Genomic DNA, 17,196 nt, shown 5'->3' with positions numbered 1-17,196 from the left:
CAACTCCTTGTTATTCCCGCCTGCCGGACGCCGCGCTGCGGCGTCGGCAAGCCGGGTTTCTGTTATCGGACGGCGGCCGCCGGACGGCCGCAAAAAACGGTTACTCTGAGCGGTTCATCTTGGCTTTCAGCGCAGCCAGCTGCTCGCTGATGGCGTCATCCGCCTTCAGTTCGGCGAATTCCTGATCCAGGGTTTTCTTTTTACCCAGGCTGATGCTTTCAGCTTCCGCTTCCATATGGTCGATACGGCGCTCAAACTGCTCGAAACGCGCCATCGCTTCATCCAGCTTGCCGCTGTCCAACTGACGGCGCACTTCGCGGGAAGACGACGCCGCCTGATGACGCAGCATCAGCGCCTGCTGACGCGCGCGGGTTTCGGTCAGCTTGCTTTCCAGTTCGCCGATTTCGCTCTTCATCCGGCTCAGGGTTTCTTCCACCGTCTCCACTTCATGGGTCAGCGTGGCGATCAGATCGGACACTTTCTGCTTCTCAATCAGCGCCGCCCGCGCCAGATCTTCTTTATCTTTGCGCAGCGCCAGCTCCGCTTTTTCCTGCCAGTCATCGAGCTGCTTCTCACCCTGTTCGATACGACGCAGCAGCTGCTTTTTCTCCGCCAGCGCGCGCGCCGAGGTGGAACGCACTTCAACCAACGTGTCTTCCATCTCCTGAATCATCAGACGCACCAGCTTCTGCGGATCTTCCGCCTTATCCAGCAGCGTATTGATGTTGGCGTTCACAATGTCGGCAAAACGAGAAAAAATACCCATAATTCACTTCCTCTTGGTGTCAGTGGCGTCTTCAGCGCCGTCTTAAGTCATACTGCGGACGCCAAGATATAATCAAGATGCGTGCCAACTTTTATTTGGCTGATATTAAAGGACTATTTATTTTTGACTCTGCCGTGCCATGCTGTAAAGTGATTATTTTCACCAACTATTGGCGAATTTCATCATGAGCGAGCAGATCGACCCCCTGATGGGCGAAGCAAACGCCTTTGTAGAAGTATTAGAACAAGTCTCGCAGCTGGCAACCCTGAACAAACCGGTGCTGGTGATTGGCGAACGCGGTACCGGCAAGGAGCTGATCGCCCACCGGCTGCACTACCTGTCCAACCGCTGGCAGGGGCCGTTTATCTCCCTCAACTGCGCGGCGCTGAATGAAAATCTGCTGGATTCCGAACTGTTCGGCCATGAGGCCGGCGCGTTTACCGGTGCGCAGAAGCGCCATCTGGGGCGTTTTGAACGCGCCGACGGCGGTACGCTGTTTCTTGACGAGCTGGCGACAGCGCCGATGCTGGTGCAGGAGAAGCTGCTGCGGGTGATTGAATACGGCCACCTTGAGCGCGTGGGCGGCAGCCAGCCGCTGCAGGTGGACGTGCGCCTGGTGTGCGCCACCAACGACGATCTGCCGGCGCTGGCGGCGGCCGGCAAATTCCGCGCCGATCTGCTCGACCGACTGGCGTTTGACGTGGTGCAGCTGCCGCCGCTGCGCCAGCGGCAGCAGGACATCATGCTGCTGGCGGAGCACTTCGCCATCCAGATGTGCCGCGAACTGGCGCTGCCGCTGTTTCCCGGCTTTACCGCCCGCGCCCGTGAGACGCTGCTCGGCTACGGCTGGCCCGGTAACGTGCGCGAACTGAAAAACGTGGTCGAGCGTTCGGTATACCGCCACGGCAGCAGCGAACAGGCGCTGGACCAAATCGTGATCAACCCGTTTGCCCGCAGCACGCCGGCGGATACACCGGCCGCGGAAGCGCAGGCCGCCGGCATCCCCGCGCTGCCGCTGGATCTGAAAAGCTGGCAGAGCGAGCAGGAGAAACGGCTGTTGGAGCAGGCGTTGCGCCAGGCGCGTTTTAACCAACGCAAAGCGGCGGAACTGCTGGGGCTGACCTACCATCAGCTGCGCGGCATGCTGAAGAAACATGCGCTGCAGCCCGGTGAAGAGCCGTCCGCCTGAGGCCCAGGTCAGCAACGCCATAATATGCGCCCGCAGCCACCGGTGTGCCGGATCGCGGTGGCTGCGCTCGTGCCACAGCATCACCATCTCGAACCCCGGCACGGCCACCAGCGGCTCCCGCACCTGCAGAGCGGCATTGCCGCGCGCCAGCCGTTCCGGCGGCAGAACGGCGGCGACTTGACATCCCGACGCTGACGCTGCGCGCGGATCTCGCCCCGGGACAAGGCGGATTAGGCGTACATCGCGAATAAATGGGGATCGACAGGCAAAAAAAAGCCAGCACCCGAGCTGGCTTGAAAATAATACTGGAAGCAATGTGAGCAATGTCGTGCCTTTCACGTCAGCGCCGCGGGAGCGGCCTTCCGTGAACTGCGAGGTGATGATAATGGTTCTCAATATCAGCTGTAAAGCTTTTTGTTGAGAATTTTTCTCATCTCCACAACAACATTGTGCAATTACCAGGCAGGAAACGGGTCAGCCATCTCCAACCAATACGCCAGACCGGCCGCCATCTCCGCATCGCTCAGCAGACACGCATCCAGCCGGCGCACCATCTCCGCCTGCGGCAGATGCTGACCGATAAACACCAGCTCCTGGCGCATATCGCCAAACGGTTCAACCCAACGTTCCAGAATCTGCGCCCGCGTTTCCTCATCCTGCGGCCAGCTATCCTGCGGAATGGCGCGCCAGAACAACCCCGCGACGCCGTAGCGGGCAATGCCGCCGGCCTGGCTCCACTGCCCGGCGTGCTGCGGCCGCGTCGCCAGCCAGAAAAAACCTTTCGAACGCAGCAAGTTGCCGCCGGCCCAGTCGCCGTTAATCAGGCGATAGAATTTGTCCGGCGCAAACGGCCGACGGGCGCGGTAGACAAAGCTGCTGATGCCGTAATTTTCCGTTTCCGGCAGATGCTCGCCGCGCAACTCCTTCAGCCAGCCCGGCGCACGCTGCGCCTTTTCAAAGCTGAAGCGATGAGTGTTAAGCACTTCGTCCAGCGGCAGCGTGCCCGGCGCGATCGGGATAATCTTCGCCTCGGTATTGAGACTGGCCAGCAGCGCCGTGACCTCCGCCAGCTGCTGCGGCGTCAGCAGGTCGGTTTTACCGATCAGTATCACGTCGCAAAACTCGATCTGTTCAATCAACAGATCCGCCACGCTGCGCAGGTCATCCTCCCCCAGGCTTTGCCCGACTTCCTGCAGGCTTGCCGCCTGCTGGTACTGCTCAAGGAAATTAACGCCGTCCACCACCGTGACCAGCGTGTCCAGCCGGGCAAACTGCGACAGGCTCTCTCCCGCCTGATCCTCAAAGGTAAAAGTCTCCGCCACCGGCAGCGGCTCCGAAATACCGCTGGATTCAATCAGCAGGTAGTCAAAGCGGTCGGCCTGCGCCAGCTCACGTACCGACACCAGCAGATCTTCCCGCAGAGTACAGCAGATACAGCCGTTGCTCATTTCCACCAGCTTTTCCTGCTGGCGATCGAGGGTGACTTCGTTGGCCAGCAGCGCGGCGTCGATATTCACCTCGCTCATATCATTGACGATCACCGCCACGCGCATGCCCTGACGGTTGTTCAGTATATGGTTAAGCACCGTGGTCTTGCCGGCGCCAAGAAAGCCGGAAAGCACCGTAACCGGAAGTGGTTGCATGGCAGCCTCACTAAAATTCGTTGCGTAATGCCTGATAGCCGCGTACCAGATCGACATTGGTGGCGGCCACCTCCTCTGAAAATTGCAGCGCGTCGCGGTCCACCTGGCCATAGCGCGACAGATCGCTGTCTGCACCGACCCGTTCGGTGGACGGGATATAGCACTGCTCCGGCAGCGTCACGCCGTCCACCACCGCGTTATAACGCACCACGCAGCCGCTGCGCAGATGGCAGTTGAACAGCACGCTGTTAAAACCGACGAACACCCGGTCATCGATGCGGCACGGCCCATGCACAATGGCACGGTGGGCGATGGAGCTGTAGCTGCCGATGGTTACCGCCGCGCCGCTTTTGGAATGGATCACCACGCCGTCCTGAATATTGGAGTGGGCGCCGATCACAATCGGTGCCATATCGCCGTCGGCGTTAACTTCATCGGCGCGAATCACCGCGTAAGGCCCGACGTACACGTAATCGCCGATAATCACCCGCCCGCAGATAATCGCAGTGGGATCGATATAGGCTTGGGCGGAGACCTGCGGCAGATGGCCGCTGGGATTTTTACGCAGCATCAGCGTCCTCCCGCCAGCTCAGCCGGGCCACCGCGTTATGCGCATGCAGGCTTTCCTGATGCTCCACCCGCACGCTGAAGGCGCTGTAGCAGCACGAGCGGCGCAGGGCGTCATACAACCGGCGCGCGGCATCTTCACAAAACATCAGGTTGCGGCCGTTAGCCAATGCAAACGCCTGCTCGTCCTGACGCTTGACCAGCGTCTGCACCGGCGTCCCCAGCGCATGCTCGATGCGGTCGATCAGCGAAATCACAGGCAGTACTTTTTCATCGCCGGACAAGGTGACCGTCACCCACGCCCAGCTGCGCTGGCTGTGCGGCGTCGCCGGCATGCCGTGCGTCCCCAGCCAGTCAGCCACCTGCTGCGTGCCGACCGTTTCATCATCCGCCTCGATATCGACCAGAAACTGCTGCTGCGCCGCCTGACGGCTGAGAGCCGCCGACGCCGGGCAGGTGGATGAATAAGGCACGCCGACCTGCAGCGTCAGCGTTGGCAGCAGCTCCAGCGCTGCGGTAATGCGCAACGGGTAACTTTTCCAGCCGCGCTGCGGGCTGATCAGCGCCGGACGCGACAGCAGCAGTTCCCCGCCGATCTCCAACTGCACCCGATAGCTGTCCGTACTCTGCGACTGCAGACATTCAGCCAGCGTGTTGATAATGCGTCGCGGCGTCAGTTCCCCCTGCGTCAGCGCATCCAGCGTCAGATACAGGCGCGACATATGAATGCCGCGCGCGCCGTCACGGTTGGCGCAGACGTTAACGCCGACGCTTACTTCGGCATTTAGCGGACGCCCCGCCACCTCCAGCGGCAGCGCGATGCCCTGCATTCCCACCCAGTCAAGGGCGATATCGCTCATCTCCCCGTGTCCGCTCTGCACATCCGGCAGCGGCTGACGGTGAGCCATAGCCGTATTTCCCATGTTTCCCCTGCAGTTGTTAGTGACCAGGCAAAAACGGTAACACGAAATGGATATGTTATAACATAACATTTTGTCTTTTTTTCCGCCTGCACGGCGCCGTGACGCCCGGTTGGTCAATCAAGCCGCAGAAAAATCGACGTTTTTATCTGAAGAATTGGGCAGTTCGCCAGAGTACGGTACACTAACGCTATCGCTTATTAACCCATGAAGCCTCTATGCGTGGTTTACCCATTTGGATCCTGTCGTTATGCCTGGGCAATTCGCTGATGGCCGCCGCTGCGGCTGCGCCCGCGGCTGATGCTCCGGCGCCCCTGCCGGACGTACATCAGAGCGGTTTTGTCTATTGCGTCAACGGCATCCTGAACACCTTTAATCCACAGATGGCCAGCAGCGGCCTGACGGTCGATACGCTGGCGGCGCAGCTGTACGATCGCCTGCTGGATGTTGACCCCTATACCTACCGGCTGATTCCAGAGCTGGCGCAGCGCTGGGAGGTGCTGGACAACGGCGCTACCTATCGTTTCCACCTGCGTAAAGACGTGCCGTTCCAGCACACCGCCTGGTTTACGCCAACGCGTAAAATGAACGCCGACGATGTGGTATTCAGCTTTGAGCGGGTGTTTAACCACAAGCATCCGTATCACGACGTCAACGGTGGCGAGTATCCTTACTTCGACAGCCTGCAGTTTTCTGATTCGGTGCAAAGCGTGAAAAAGCTCGACAACTACACCGTCGAGATCCGCCTGCAGGCGCCGGACGCCTCGTTCCTGTGGCATCTGGCTACCCACTATGCACCGGTGCTGTCGGCAGAGTATGCCGACAACCTGAGCAAGGCCGGCGACCAGCAGATGATAGACCGCGAGCCGGTAGGCACCGGGCCTTTCCTGCTCAATGAATACCGCTCCGGGCAATATATCCGCCTGGCGCGCAACCAGGCCTACTGGAAAGGCGAACCGCGTATGGCGCAGGTGGTGATTGACCTGGGCGCCGGCGGCACCGGTCGCCTGTCGAAACTGCTGACCGGCGAATGCGACGTACTGGCCTATCCGGCCGCCAGCCAGCTTTCCATTCTGCGCGACGATCCGCGCCTGCGTCTGACGCTGCGGCCGGGGATGAACATCGCCTATCTGGCCTTCAACACCCGCAAACCGCCGTTCAATAACCTGAAGGTGCGTCAGGCCATCTCGCTGGCGATCAACAACCAGCGTCTGATGCAGTCGATTTACTACGGCACCGCCGAGACCGCCGCGTCGATTCTGCCGCGCGCCTCCTGGGCGTATGACAATGACGCGCACGTCACCGCCTACGACCCGCAGCAGGCGCGCCGCATGCTGAAAGAGGCCGGCATCGACAATCTGCAGCTGAAGCTGTGGGTGCCGACTGCCTCGCAGTCCTATAACCCCAGCCCGCTGAAAACCGCCGAACTGATCCAGGCCGATCTGGGCCAGATCGGCGTGCACGTCACCATCGTGCCGGTGGAGGGCCGCTTCCAGGAGGCGCGGCTGATGGAGATGAATCACGACCTCACCCTGACCGGCTGGGCCACCGACAGTAACGACCCGGACAGCTTCTTCCGGCCGCTGCTGAGCTGCGCGGCAATTCGCTCGCAAACCAACTATGCTCACTGGTGCGACCCCGGTTTTGATGAAACGCTGCAAAACGCCCTGCTGTCGCAGCAGCTGGCGCAGCGCATTGACAGCTACCGTCAGGCGCAAAAAATTCTGGAGCAGCAGCTGCCGGTGCTGCCGCTGGCGTCATCGCTGCGTCTGCAGGCCTACCGTTATGACATCAAGGGACTGGTGCTCAGCCCCTTCGGCAACGCATCATTCGCCGGCGTGTATCGTGAAACGGCGGAGGGAGAAAAACCGTGATTATCTTTACTCTGCGCCGCTGCCTGCTGCTGATTATCACCCTGTTTTTCCTGACGCTGGTAGGCTTCAGCCTGAGCTACTTCACGCCGCACGCGCCGCTCAGCGGCGCCGGGCTGTGGGATGCCTACCAATTTTATTTCACCAGTCTGCTGCACTGGGATTTCGGCGTGTCCAGCATTAACGGCCAGCCGATTGACGAACAGCTGCGTGAGGTGTTCCCGGCCACCATGGAGCTGTGCATTCTGGCCTTTGCCCTGGCGCTGTTTATCGGTATCCCGCTTGGCATTATCGCCGGCGTGATGCGCGGCAAATGGCAGGACACCGCCATCAGCACCTTTGCGCTGCTGGGCTTCTCCATTCCGGTATTCTGGCTGGCGCTGCTGCTGATGCTGTTCTTCTCGCTGCATCTGGGCTGGCTGCCGGTTTCCGGCCGTTTCGATCTGCTGTATCAGGTGCAGCCGGTCACCGGCTTTGCACTGGTCGACGCCTGGCTGTCCGATTCGCCGTACCGCAGCGAAATGATCGCCAGCGCGCTGCGCCATATGATTTTGCCGATCGCCGCGCTGGCGGTGGCGCCGACCACCGAAGTGGTGCGGCTGATGCGCATCAGCACCGACGAGGTGTTCAGCCAGAACTATATCAAGGCGGCGGCCACCCGCGGCCTGTCGCGCTTTACCATTATCCGCCGTCACGTGCTGCACAACGCGCTGCCGCCGATCATCCCGAAGCTGGGGCTGCAGTTCTCCACCATGCTGACGCTGGCGATGATCACCGAAGTGGTCTTCAGCTGGCCGGGTCTGGGACGCTGGCTGATTAACGCCATTCGCCAGCAGGACTACGCCGCCATTTCCGCCGGCGTGATGCTGGTCGGTTCGCTGGTCATCACCATCAACGTGCTGGCCGATATCCTGGGTGCGGCAACCAACCCATTGAAACATAAGGAATGGTATGCTCTTCGATAACGTATACCGCGAAAAGAAAATGCCGAGCCCGCTGCGCTATACCTGGCGGATATTTTACGGCGACGCGCTGGCGATGATCGGTTTTTACGGCGTGATTGCGCTGGTGCTGCTGTCGCTGTTCGGCAGTCTGCTGGCGCCCTATGCTCTCGACCAGCAGTTCCTCGGCTACCAGCTGCTGCCGCCTTCCTGGTCGCGCTACGGCAACGTGTCGTTCTTCCTCGGCACCGACGATCTGGGGCGCGATCTGCTGAGCCGGCTGCTGACCGGCACCGCCGCCACCTTCGGCTCGGCGCTGGTGGTGACGCTGGGCGCCGCCTTCTTCGGCGTGATCCTCGGCGTGCTGGCCGGCGTGACCCACGGCCTGCGCTCGGCGGTGCTGAACCATATTCTCGATACCCTGCTGTCTATCCCGTCGCTGCTGCTGGCGATCGTGGTGGTGGCGTTTATCGGCCCGAAACTGGAGCACGCCATGCTGGCGGTGTGGCTGGCGCTGTTGCCGCGCATAGTGCGCACCATTTACAGCGCGGTGCATGACGAGCTGGAAAAAGAGTATGTGGTGGCGGCGCGGCTGGACGGCGCCTCAACCCTGCAGATCCTGTGGTATGCGGTGCTGCCCAATATCGCCGCAGTGCTGGTGACCGAGTTCACCCGCGCGCTGTCGATGGCGATCCTCGATATCGCCGCGCTCGGCTTTCTCGACCTCGGCGCGCAGCTGCCGTCGCCGGAATGGGGCGCCATGCTCGGCGATTCGCTGGAGCTGGTATATGTCGCGCCCTGGGCGGTGATGCTGCCCGGCGCCGCCATTCTGATCAGCGTGTTGCTGATCAACCTGTTGGGTGACGGCATGCGCCGCGCCATTAATGCGGGAGTGGAATAATGCCGTTGCTCGATATCCGCAATCTGACGATTGAATTTATGACCGCCGACGGACCGGTCAAGGCGGTAGACCGCGTCAGCATGACGCTGAGCGAAGGCGAAGTACGCGGGCTGGTGGGTGAATCCGGCTCCGGCAAAAGCCTGATCGCCAAGGCGATCTGCGGCGTCACCAAAGATAACTGGCGCGTCACCGCCGACCGTCTGCGCTTTGACGACATCGACCTGCTGCAGCTGACGCCGCGCGAGCGCCGCAAGCTGGTGGGCCACAACGTCTCCATGATTTTCCAGGAGCCGCAATCCTGTCTCGATCCGTCCGAAAGCATCGGCCGGCAGCTGGCGCAGGCTATCCCTGGCTGGACCTATAAAGGCCACTGGTGGCAGCGCTTCAACTGGCGGCGTCGCCGGGCGATTGAGCTGCTGCACCGCGTCGGTATTAAAGATCACAACGATATTATGGGCAGTTTCCCCTATGAGCTCACCGAAGGGGAATGTCAAAAAGTGATGATCGCCATCGCGCTGGCCAACCAGCCGCGTCTGCTGATCGCCGATGAGCCGACCAATGCGATGGAGCCCACCACCCAGGCGCAGATTTTCCGCCTGCTGGCGCGGCTGAATCAAAACAACAACACCACCATTTTGCTGATCAGCCATGACTTGCAGATGATGAGCAAATGGGCTGACCGGGTGAACGTACTTTACTGCGGCCAGACGGTGGAAAGCGCCCGCTGCGAGGAGTTGCTGGCGGCACCGCATCATCCGTACACCCAGGCGCTGATCCGCGCCATGCCGGACTTCGGCCGTTCGCTGCCGCATAAAAGCCGGCTCAATACCCTGCCGGGGGCGATCCCGTCACTGGAACATTTGCCTATCGGCTGCCGGCTGGGGCCGCGCTGCCCTTACGCGCAGAAGAAATGCATCGAAACCCCGCGCCTGCGTGCGGTGAAGAATCACCTGTTCGCCTGCCACTTCCCGCTCAATATGGAGGAACAGTGAGATGGAAACGCTATTGGAAGTGCGCAACCTGAGCAAAACCTACCGCTACCGCAGCGGTCTGTTCCGTCGTCAGCACGTCGAAGCGGTCAAGTCGGTGAGTTTTACCCTGCGCGAACGCCAGACGCTGGCGATTATCGGCGAGAACGGTTCAGGCAAGTCAACGCTGGCGAAGATGCTTTCCGGCATGGTCGAACCCAGCGCCGGCGAACTGTTGATCGACGACCATCCGCTGAACTACGGCGACTACCGCTACCGTAGCCAGCGTATCCGCATGATTTTTCAGGACCCCAGCACCTCGCTCAATCCGCGTCAGCGCATCGGGCAGATTCTGGACGCCCCGCTGCGCCTGAACACCGATCTGGAGCCTGAGGAGCGCGAGCGGCGCATTAACCAGACGCTGCGCCAGGTCGGCATGCTGCCGGACCACGCCTATTACTACCCGCATATGCTGGCCTCCGGCCAGAAACAGCGCGTAGCGCTGGCAAGGGCGCTGATTCTGCAGCCAAAGGTGATCGTCGCCGATGAGGCCCTGGCCTCGCTGGATATGTCGATGCGCTCGCAAATCATCAACCTGATGCTGGAACTACAGGAGAAGCACGGCATCTCCTATATCTATGTCACCCAGCATTTGGGAATGATGAAACACATCAGCGATCAGGTGCTGGTGATGCATGAAGGGGAAATCGTCGAGCGCGGCAGCACCGCCGAGGTGCTGGCGGCGCCGCTGCATGAACTGACCAAGCGGCTGATCGCCAGCCACTTTGGCGAAGCCCTGACCGCCGACGCCTGGCGGCGCGACGGCGGAGGCCGCTTCTGACATCAACTTCCGGGCGGTGTCGGCGCCGCCCGGAGGCCGTGCCTGCGCGGCGGGCCGTTACCCGTCAGGCGCAAATACAAATTACATTTTTGTGATATATCATTATATTTTATTCCCTTCAGTTATTGATTAGCACGTAACATTATTTTATCTCGCTATTCGAATCAGTGAAGATATCCCTACGTTGAGTTGATTAAACAACAGGATATCTCACTGATGACGAGTCCACGCCTCAGGGAACAACAGCGCCAATATCATAGCCAGTGGTATCATGAAACCCAGTGCAGCGTACGCGGCGATATGCCGTTAGAGCCGCGGGCCGCCCTGATCCGCGACCGCTTTTTGCTGGGACTGGGCGAGTTTGCCGACCCGGCATTGAATCAGGCGCTGATCGCCCGGGCGCCGCTCTTCAGCGCCTCGCTGGCGTGCTGCAGCGTACTGTTTCCCGAGCAGGTCGCGCTGTCGCGCCACGTGACGTTGTCACCATACGATCGCCTCTGTACCGCGCTGACGGTGGCGCAGGTTACCGGCGTGCAGTCGCTGTGTAGCCACTACGCCGCCCGCCTCGCCCCGCTCGACAGCCCCGACGCCTCCCGTGAAAGTAATATCCGCTTAGCGCAAATCACCCAATACGCCCGCCAGCTTGCCACCCAGCCCACGCTGATCTGTCGTAAGGCGCTGCAGCAGTTGAGTGATGTCGGCCTGAGCGTAGCGGATATCGTCTCCTTCGTGCAGATTATCGGTTTTGTCAGCTATCAGGCACGGGTAGTCGCCGGCATCGCCGCGCTGGCGGGCCGGCCCGCTGCGGTGGCACCAGGCTTCACCACCCAGCAGGACGCCGAGGCGCTGCGCCTTGATGAACGCCCGCCGCTCTGGCGGTCACGCCTGACGCTGCTGCAACCCGAAGAGGCGGCGGCCGAACAGCTGGACGTGCTGGATCAGAGCCATCCGGACGCGCGAAGTGAGGATTACTACCTGCTGCTGGCCCATGATGCCGCCGCCCTGCGTGAACGCAACGGCGTATTTAACGGTATTCATGGCAGTAATGATGAAACGAGCCGTCGACTGATGGCGCTGGCGGCGCTCTGCACCTCACGCATCAACGGCAGCCGCTATTGCGCCGCCAGCGTCGCCGCCGATCTGCACAACCCGCCGCTGGTGCACGCCCTGTGCGACAGCATCGACGCCGGCTATCAGCTTGCGGCGGATCCCCGGCAAAAGGCGGTGATTCAGATCGGCAGCGCGCTAACCCGCAGCCCGGAAAAGTTTACGCCGCACAGCGTACAACCGCTGTTTCAGCAGGGTGCAACGCAGGCGCAGGCGCTGGATCTGATACTGACCAGCGCGCTGTATGCCTGGGAGAACCGTCTGCGCTATAGCCTGGGCGATACGCTCAGCATCGGCACGGAAGACGAAGAGTAATTTACTGCAGCAGCCAACTTTGGGCCGCGTCAAAGAAATGCTGGGCCAGCGGCGTCGCCCGGCCCGGCTCGGCCACCACCACCGCCGCGTGGCGCGTCATCGGCGCTATCGCGATCGAACGGCGCTGCAGCTGCGGCGTCATTTCCGGCAGTAAATTGCCGCGCGGAAAGATGCCACAGCCTAAACCGACGAAAATCCCCTGCAGCAGTTGCAGCAGCGAGCTGCTTTCCAGCCGCGTATGCAGCGTTAACCCGGCGTCGCGGAAGTTCTGATCGATATAGCGGCGGAAATAGCGCGACGGTTCCGCCAGGCACAGCGGCAAGTCGGCGACCTCACGCAGCGTCAGCGGCGTATCGCCGACCAGCTGCGGAAAGTGCTGCGAATGAAACAGCAGATCGACGCCGCTGTCCTCCAGCGGCTGCGACTGGAAATGCAGCTCGTGCAGCGTCTGCAGCTCGAAAAAACCGATGCCGATGTCTACCGTATGGGCGGTCAGGGCCTCCAGCAGCTGATCGGCGCTGAGTACCGAAACGCGGAAATCCAGCCGGGGAAATTTGGCGCTGACCGACTTCAGCAACTGCGCCAGCATGATGCTGCACTGCGGCACCGCACCAATCACCAGCGTTCCGTTCAGCCCGTGCTTGAGCGATTCCACCTCCAGCTTCAGCCCCTGATACACCGAGACGATTTCCCGCGCCCAGGCCAGCACGCGTTCGCCCTCTGCGGTAAAGCCTTCAAAATTATTGCCGCGGTTGATCAACGCCACGCCCAATTCTTTCTCCAGGTTTTTCAACCGCATAGATAGCGTCGGCTGGCTGACGAAACTGGCTTCCGCCGCCCGGCCGAAATGGCGTTCGCGCTCAAGATTACACAGATAAATCAGTTGCTTAATATCCATTAATTCGCTCGGATGATGACATCTAAACCAAGTATATCATTAAGCAGCAAAAAGCGGGCCCGTGCGGCGTCGGCCGGGCCCGGAGGGAATAGTTATACTTTGAGTTTTATGTAGTCCACCAGCCGCGAGAAGATCCCGCCCTGATTAACCGGCTGCAGCGCCACCAGCGGCAGCGTTTCCAGCAGTTTACCGTCGTCGCTGATGCGTACTTCGCCGACGGTCTGGCCCGCCTTCAGCGGCGCTTCCAGCCGTTTGCCGTTCAGCACGTACTGCGCCTTAAGCTTCTGCACCTCGCCCTTCGGCAGACTGAGCGCGTGATCCTGCTGGACGCCGACCTGCACCTGCGACTTATCGCCGTACCAGACCGTCTCATTGCCCAGTGCGGCGCCGGCCTTGAACACCTGCACGGTGTCAAAGTCGCGCAGCCCCCAGGTCAGCAGTTTACGCGCCTGCTCTTCACGCCCTTTCGAGCTTTTACCGCCCATCACCACGGCAATCATACGGCGGTTGCCTTCGGTGGCGGAGGCAATAATGTTAAAGCCCGCCGACGCCGTATGGCCGGTTTTCAGGCCGTCAACGTGCAGCGTTTTATCCCACAGCAGGCCGTTGCGGTTCTGCTGCGTGATGCCGTTCCAGGTCAGCGATTTTTCGCTGTACATATGATATTCCGCCGGTTCGCTCATGATGATCGCCCGCGATATCTGCGCCAAATCCCCGGCGGTAGTGAACTGACCCGGCGCATCCAGGCCGTGCACCGTTTCAAAGTGGGTGTTTTTCAGCCCGAGCTGCGCCGCTTTCTGGTTCATCAACTGTACGAAAGCCGCCTGACTGCCGGCCACGTAATCGGCCATCGCCACGCAGGCGTCATTGCCGGAGTCAATGATAATGCCACGGCTGAGATCGCGCACCGTGACCCTGTCACCTGGCTTTAAGAACATCAGCGAGGACCCTTTAAATACCGGGTTGCCGGCGCCCCAGGCGTCCTGGCCCACCGTCACCACGTCATCCAGCCCAATTTTGTGCTGATCGAGAGCGTGGTCGACCACCAGGCCGGTCATCAGTTTAGTCAGGCTGGCGGGATTGCGCCGCTCGTCAGCATGATCCTGCGCCAAAATCTGGCCGGTGGTATAATCCATCAATACGTACGAAGCCGCATCGATTGGCGGCGGGGTCAGCGCAGGAACCTGCGCCGGCGTTGCTGCCGCCTGGGCTGCCAGCGGCAGTAACATTCCACATACAACGGCCAATACACTAGGCTTCACGACGATATCCTCTTCATATTTCTCTGTTTTAGGCGGGCTAGACTGCACCAAACGGCGCGGCAGCGGAATCACCAGTCTTTTACAGCAGATAACAGAGTGCAACCATTTGTATGTGTTATGCCGATCCGGTAATAAACCTTGCCGCCCGCAAGCCGCGCCGTCACGTTTTGGCGAAAAAAACGGCGCGCCGGCTTTAAAATCCATTCCGGTTGTTATCAGACGTTGCCGGATGTTGCCGCCCGCCACACGCTTCCTGCAAGACAGGGTATACTCAGCACAGCGTTACAGATAAAGCATCAAGGAGAAAAATTATGCCTCTGAACGAGTTATTAAACCTGCCGGGCGTCGCCGACCAGCCGGAAAGCGTTACCGGTGGTTATGTGTTTAACCACACCATGATCCGCGTAAAAGATCTGAGCAAGGCGCTGGACTTCTATACCCGCGTGCTGGGCTTTACGCCGGTATATAAAGAAGACTTTGCCGAGGCGGCGTTTACCATCGTGTATCTGGCCCGCGTCCCGCGCGACCAGATCCCGCAGGATGACGAGCAGCGCAAGCAGTGGGCGCTGAGCCAGCCGGGCATCCTGGAGCTGACGCACAACCACGGCACGGAAAATCAGCCGGATTTCCAGTACCATAACGGCAACAGCGAACCGCGCGGCTTCGGCCACCTGTGCGTCACCGTGCCGGACGTACGCGCCGCCTGTGAACGCTTTGAACAGATGGGCGTCACCTTCCAGAAGCGCCTGCACGAAGGGCGTATGAACTACGTGGCGTTCATCAAGGATCCGGACGATTACTGGATTGAGATCCTGCAGCCGACGCCGCTGCAGGCGTAATCGCCCCGCCGTCCCGGCCGCTCGTCGGGACGCTTTTCCGCCCCCTGCCCGCAGAATGACCAAAAATAGTCCGCCTCGCCGGGAAAAGCGCGACGTCAGGCTTGCCCGCAGCGGGTGATTCGCGTAAAACTGTCAGCCGCAAATCTTGCCACTCACAACCCATTCACTGGACGATATGTTTCAAGATAACCCGCTGCTGGCGCAGCTTAAACAGCAACTTCACTCTCAGACCCCGCGCGTTGAAGGCGTAGTAAAAGGGACTGAGAAAGGCTTTGGCTTTCTTGAGGTAGACGGTCAAAAAAGCTATTTCATCCCACCGCCGCACATGAAAAAAGTCATGCACGGGGATCGCATCGTCGCCACGCTGCATACGGAAAAAGAGCGCGAAATCGCGGAGCCGGACTCGCTGGTCGAGCCGTTCCTGACGCGCTTTGTCGGCCGGGTGCAGAAAAAAGACGATCGCCTGTCTATCGTGCCGGACCATCCGTTGCTGAAAGACGCCATCCAGTGCCGCCCCGCGCGCGGCCTGAGCCACGACTTCCAGGCCGGTGACTGGGCGGTGGCCGAGATGCGTCGTCACCCGCTCAAGGGCGACCGCACGTTTTACGCCGAACTGACGCAGTACATCACCCACGCCGATGACCACTTCGTGCCGTGGTGGGTGACGCTGGCGCGCCACAATCTGGAGAAAGAAGCGCCGGAGATGGCGGAAACCCACGCGCCGAGCGACGCTCTGCAGCGTGCAGATCTGACCGCGCTGGATTTTGTCACCATCGACAGCGCCAGCACCGAAGATATGGACGACGCCCTGCTGGTGCAGGAGAACGCCGACGGTACGCTGCAGCTGACCATCGCCATCGCCGATCCGACCGCCTTCGTCGATGAAGGCAGCGCGCTGGACGACATCGCCCGCGTGCGCGCCTTTACCAACTACCTGCCGGGCTTCAATATCCCGATGCTGCCGCGCGACCTGTCCGACAACCTGTGCTCGCTGCGCGCCAATGAGCGCCGTCCGGTGCTGGCCTGCCGCGTCACCATCGCCGCCGACGGCGCCCTCGGCGACGATATTCACTTCTTCGCCGCCGAGATCGAATCAAAAGCCAAGCTGGTGTACGACGAAGTTTCCGACTGGCTGGAAGGCGTCGGCGACTGGCAGCCGCCAAGCGACGCCATCGCCCAGCAGATCACCCTGCTTCAGCGCGTCTGCGCCGCACGCAGCTCTTGGCGTCACCAGCATGCGCTGGTATTCAAGGATCGACCGGATTACCGCTTCGTGCTGGGCGAGCAAGGCGAGGTGCTGGATATCATCACCGAGCATCGCCGCATCGCCAACCGCATCGTTGAAGAGTGCATGATCGCCGCCAACGTCTGCGCCGCCATCGTACTGCGCGACCGTCTGGGCTTCGGCATCTACAACGTGCATAACGGCTTCGACCCGGCGCTGGTTGAACAGGCCGTCACCGTGCTGCAGGCCAACGGCGTTGAAGCCGACGCCGAGAAGCTGCTGACGCTGGACGGGTTCTGCGAACTGCGACGCCATCTGGACGCTCAGCCGACCCAGTTCCTCGACAGCCGCATCCGCCGTTTCCAGACCTTTGCGGAAATCAGCACCGAACCCGGCCCGCACTTTGGCCTGGGGCTGGAAGCCTACGCCACCTGGACCTCACCGATCCGTAAATACGGCGATATGGTCAACCACCGCCTGCTGAAAGCGATCATCAGCGAACAACCGGCGGAGAAACCGCAGGATGCCATGACGTTGCAGCTGGCGGAGCGCCGTCGCGCCAACCGCATGGCAGAACGCGACGTCGGCGACTGGCTGTACGCCCGCTTCCTGCAGAACAAAGCCGGCACCGATACCCGTTTCAATGCGGAGATCATCGATGTGACGCGTGGCGGCCTGCGCGTACGCCTGCTGGATAACGGCGCCGTCGCCTTTATCCCGGCGCCGTTTATCCATGCGGTGCGCGATGAGCTGGTGTGCAGCCAGGACACCGGCACCGTGCAGGTGAAAGGCGAAGTGGTTTACCGCCAGAGCGATACGCTGCAGGTCAACATCGCGGAAGTGCGCATGGAAACCCGCAACGTGATCGCCAAACCGGCGGCGTAACCCTCCGCGCTCCCCGCGTTGGGAGGCCGACAATACCGAGGCCGGGCTGACTGCCCGG

General features: G+C 60.9%; 15 protein-coding genes and 1 pseudogene. 9 read left to right on the top strand and 7 right to left on the bottom strand.

What is annotated here, in order from left to right; genetic code table 11:
* Positions 1–100: 100 nt before the first annotated feature.
* Positions 101–766, bottom strand: a complete 666-nt coding sequence (pspA, locus tag CLM71_RS11075; protein WP_105231045.1) for a phage shock protein PspA — start codon at positions 764–766, stop codon at positions 101–103.
* Positions 767–950: 184 nt separating this feature from the next.
* On the opposite strand from pspA, the gene pspF reads away from it, so the two are divergent.
* Positions 951–1,955 (top strand): phage shock protein operon transcriptional activator, encoded by a 1,005-nt coding sequence (gene pspF / locus CLM71_RS11070; protein WP_105231044.1) that lies wholly within the window; start codon positions 951–953, stop codon positions 1,953–1,955.
* A gap of 9 nt (positions 1,956–1,964) precedes the next feature.
* Here the strand turns inward: pspF and CLM71_RS24260 are convergent.
* From CLM71_RS24260 to folE2, 4 genes and pseudogenes are all read right to left on the bottom strand, one after another.
* Positions 1,965–2,114 (bottom strand): annotated as a pseudogene (locus CLM71_RS24260) (LysR family transcriptional regulator); the annotation flags it as partial.
* A 296-nt stretch (positions 2,115–2,410) separates the two neighbouring features.
* On the bottom strand, positions 2,411–3,598 hold the full coding sequence (gene zigA / locus CLM71_RS11055; RefSeq protein ID WP_105231043.1) for a zinc metallochaperone GTPase ZigA: 1,188 nt from the start codon (positions 3,596–3,598) through the stop codon (positions 2,411–2,413).
* Positions 3,599–3,608: 10 nt separating this feature from the next.
* The gene (locus CLM71_RS11050; RefSeq protein ID WP_105231042.1) at positions 3,609–4,169 is read right to left on the bottom strand and encodes a carbonate dehydratase; all 561 of its coding nucleotides are present in this window, start codon (positions 4,167–4,169) and stop codon (positions 3,609–3,611) included.
* Entirely contained in the window at positions 4,159–5,088 is a 930-nt protein-coding gene (gene folE2 / locus CLM71_RS11045) for a GTP cyclohydrolase FolE2 (RefSeq protein WP_105231041.1), read from the bottom strand. Before folE2 ends, CLM71_RS11050 begins: the two co-directional genes overlap by 11 nt.
* Before the next feature lie 215 nt (positions 5,089–5,303).
* Between folE2 and sapA the strand changes: the two genes are divergently transcribed.
* The 6 genes from sapA (at position 5,304) to CLM71_RS11015 (ending at position 12,029) form a co-directional block, all read left to right on the top strand.
* The gene (sapA, locus tag CLM71_RS11040; RefSeq protein WP_105231040.1) at positions 5,304–6,959 is read left to right on the top strand and encodes an ABC transporter substrate-binding protein SapA; all 1,656 of its coding nucleotides are present in this window, start codon (positions 5,304–5,306) and stop codon (positions 6,957–6,959) included.
* The gene (gene sapB, locus CLM71_RS11035) at positions 6,956–7,921 is read left to right on the top strand and encodes a putrescine export ABC transporter permease SapB (RefSeq protein ID WP_105231039.1); all 966 of its coding nucleotides are present in this window, start codon (positions 6,956–6,958) and stop codon (positions 7,919–7,921) included. Before sapA ends, sapB begins: the two co-directional genes overlap by 4 nt.
* Positions 7,908–8,798 carry a putrescine export ABC transporter permease SapC gene (gene sapC, locus CLM71_RS11030; protein ID WP_105231038.1) on the top strand — a complete coding sequence of 297 codons (891 nt, stop codon included), beginning with the start codon at positions 7,908–7,910 and terminating at the stop codon, positions 8,796–8,798. The genes sapB and sapC overlap by 14 nt, the downstream gene beginning before the upstream one ends.
* Positions 8,798–9,790, top strand: a complete 993-nt coding sequence (gene sapD, locus CLM71_RS11025) for a putrescine export ABC transporter ATP-binding protein SapD (protein WP_105231037.1) — start codon at positions 8,798–8,800, stop codon at positions 9,788–9,790. Before sapC ends, sapD begins: the two co-directional genes overlap by 1 nt.
* Position 9,791: 1 nt before the next feature.
* Positions 9,792–10,607, top strand: a complete 816-nt coding sequence (gene sapF, locus CLM71_RS11020; RefSeq protein WP_105231036.1) for a putrescine export ABC transporter ATP-binding protein SapF — start codon at positions 9,792–9,794, stop codon at positions 10,605–10,607.
* Between the two features lie 216 nt (positions 10,608–10,823).
* Positions 10,824–12,029, top strand: coding sequence for a peroxidase (locus tag CLM71_RS11015; protein WP_105233320.1), 1,206 nt, complete (start codon positions 10,824–10,826; stop codon positions 12,027–12,029).
* Position 12,030: 1 nt separating this feature from the next.
* Here the strand turns inward: CLM71_RS11015 and CLM71_RS11010 are convergent, their stop codons facing one another.
* Positions 12,031–12,927: a LysR family transcriptional regulator gene (locus tag CLM71_RS11010; RefSeq protein WP_105231035.1), complete on the bottom strand. Its 897-nt coding sequence runs from the start codon at positions 12,925–12,927 to the stop codon at positions 12,031–12,033.
* Positions 12,928–13,019: 92 nt separating this feature from the next.
* Positions 13,020–14,189 (bottom strand): serine-type D-Ala-D-Ala carboxypeptidase DacD, encoded by a 1,170-nt coding sequence (gene dacD, locus CLM71_RS11005; RefSeq protein ID WP_105233318.1) that lies wholly within the window; start codon positions 14,187–14,189, stop codon positions 13,020–13,022.
* A 311-nt stretch (positions 14,190–14,500) separates the two neighbouring features.
* Here dacD and gloA point away from each other — a divergent pair, with 311 nt between their 5' ends.
* Together gloA and CLM71_RS10995 are read left to right on the top strand one after the other, a co-directional pair.
* The gene (gene gloA, locus CLM71_RS11000) at positions 14,501–15,028 is read left to right on the top strand and encodes a lactoylglutathione lyase (RefSeq protein WP_105231034.1); all 528 of its coding nucleotides are present in this window, start codon (positions 14,501–14,503) and stop codon (positions 15,026–15,028) included.
* Between the two features lie 175 nt (positions 15,029–15,203).
* Positions 15,204–17,138, top strand: a complete 1,935-nt coding sequence (locus tag CLM71_RS10995; protein WP_105231033.1) for an exoribonuclease II — start codon at positions 15,204–15,206, stop codon at positions 17,136–17,138.
* The last annotated feature ends 58 nt before the right edge of the window (positions 17,139–17,196 follow it).

Source organism: Serratia sp. MYb239 (assembly GCF_002966855.1).
GTDB lineage: Bacteria > Pseudomonadota > Gammaproteobacteria > Enterobacterales > Enterobacteriaceae > Serratia_B > Serratia_B rhizosphaerae.
This window is presented reverse-complemented; position numbering and strand designations above follow the sequence as displayed.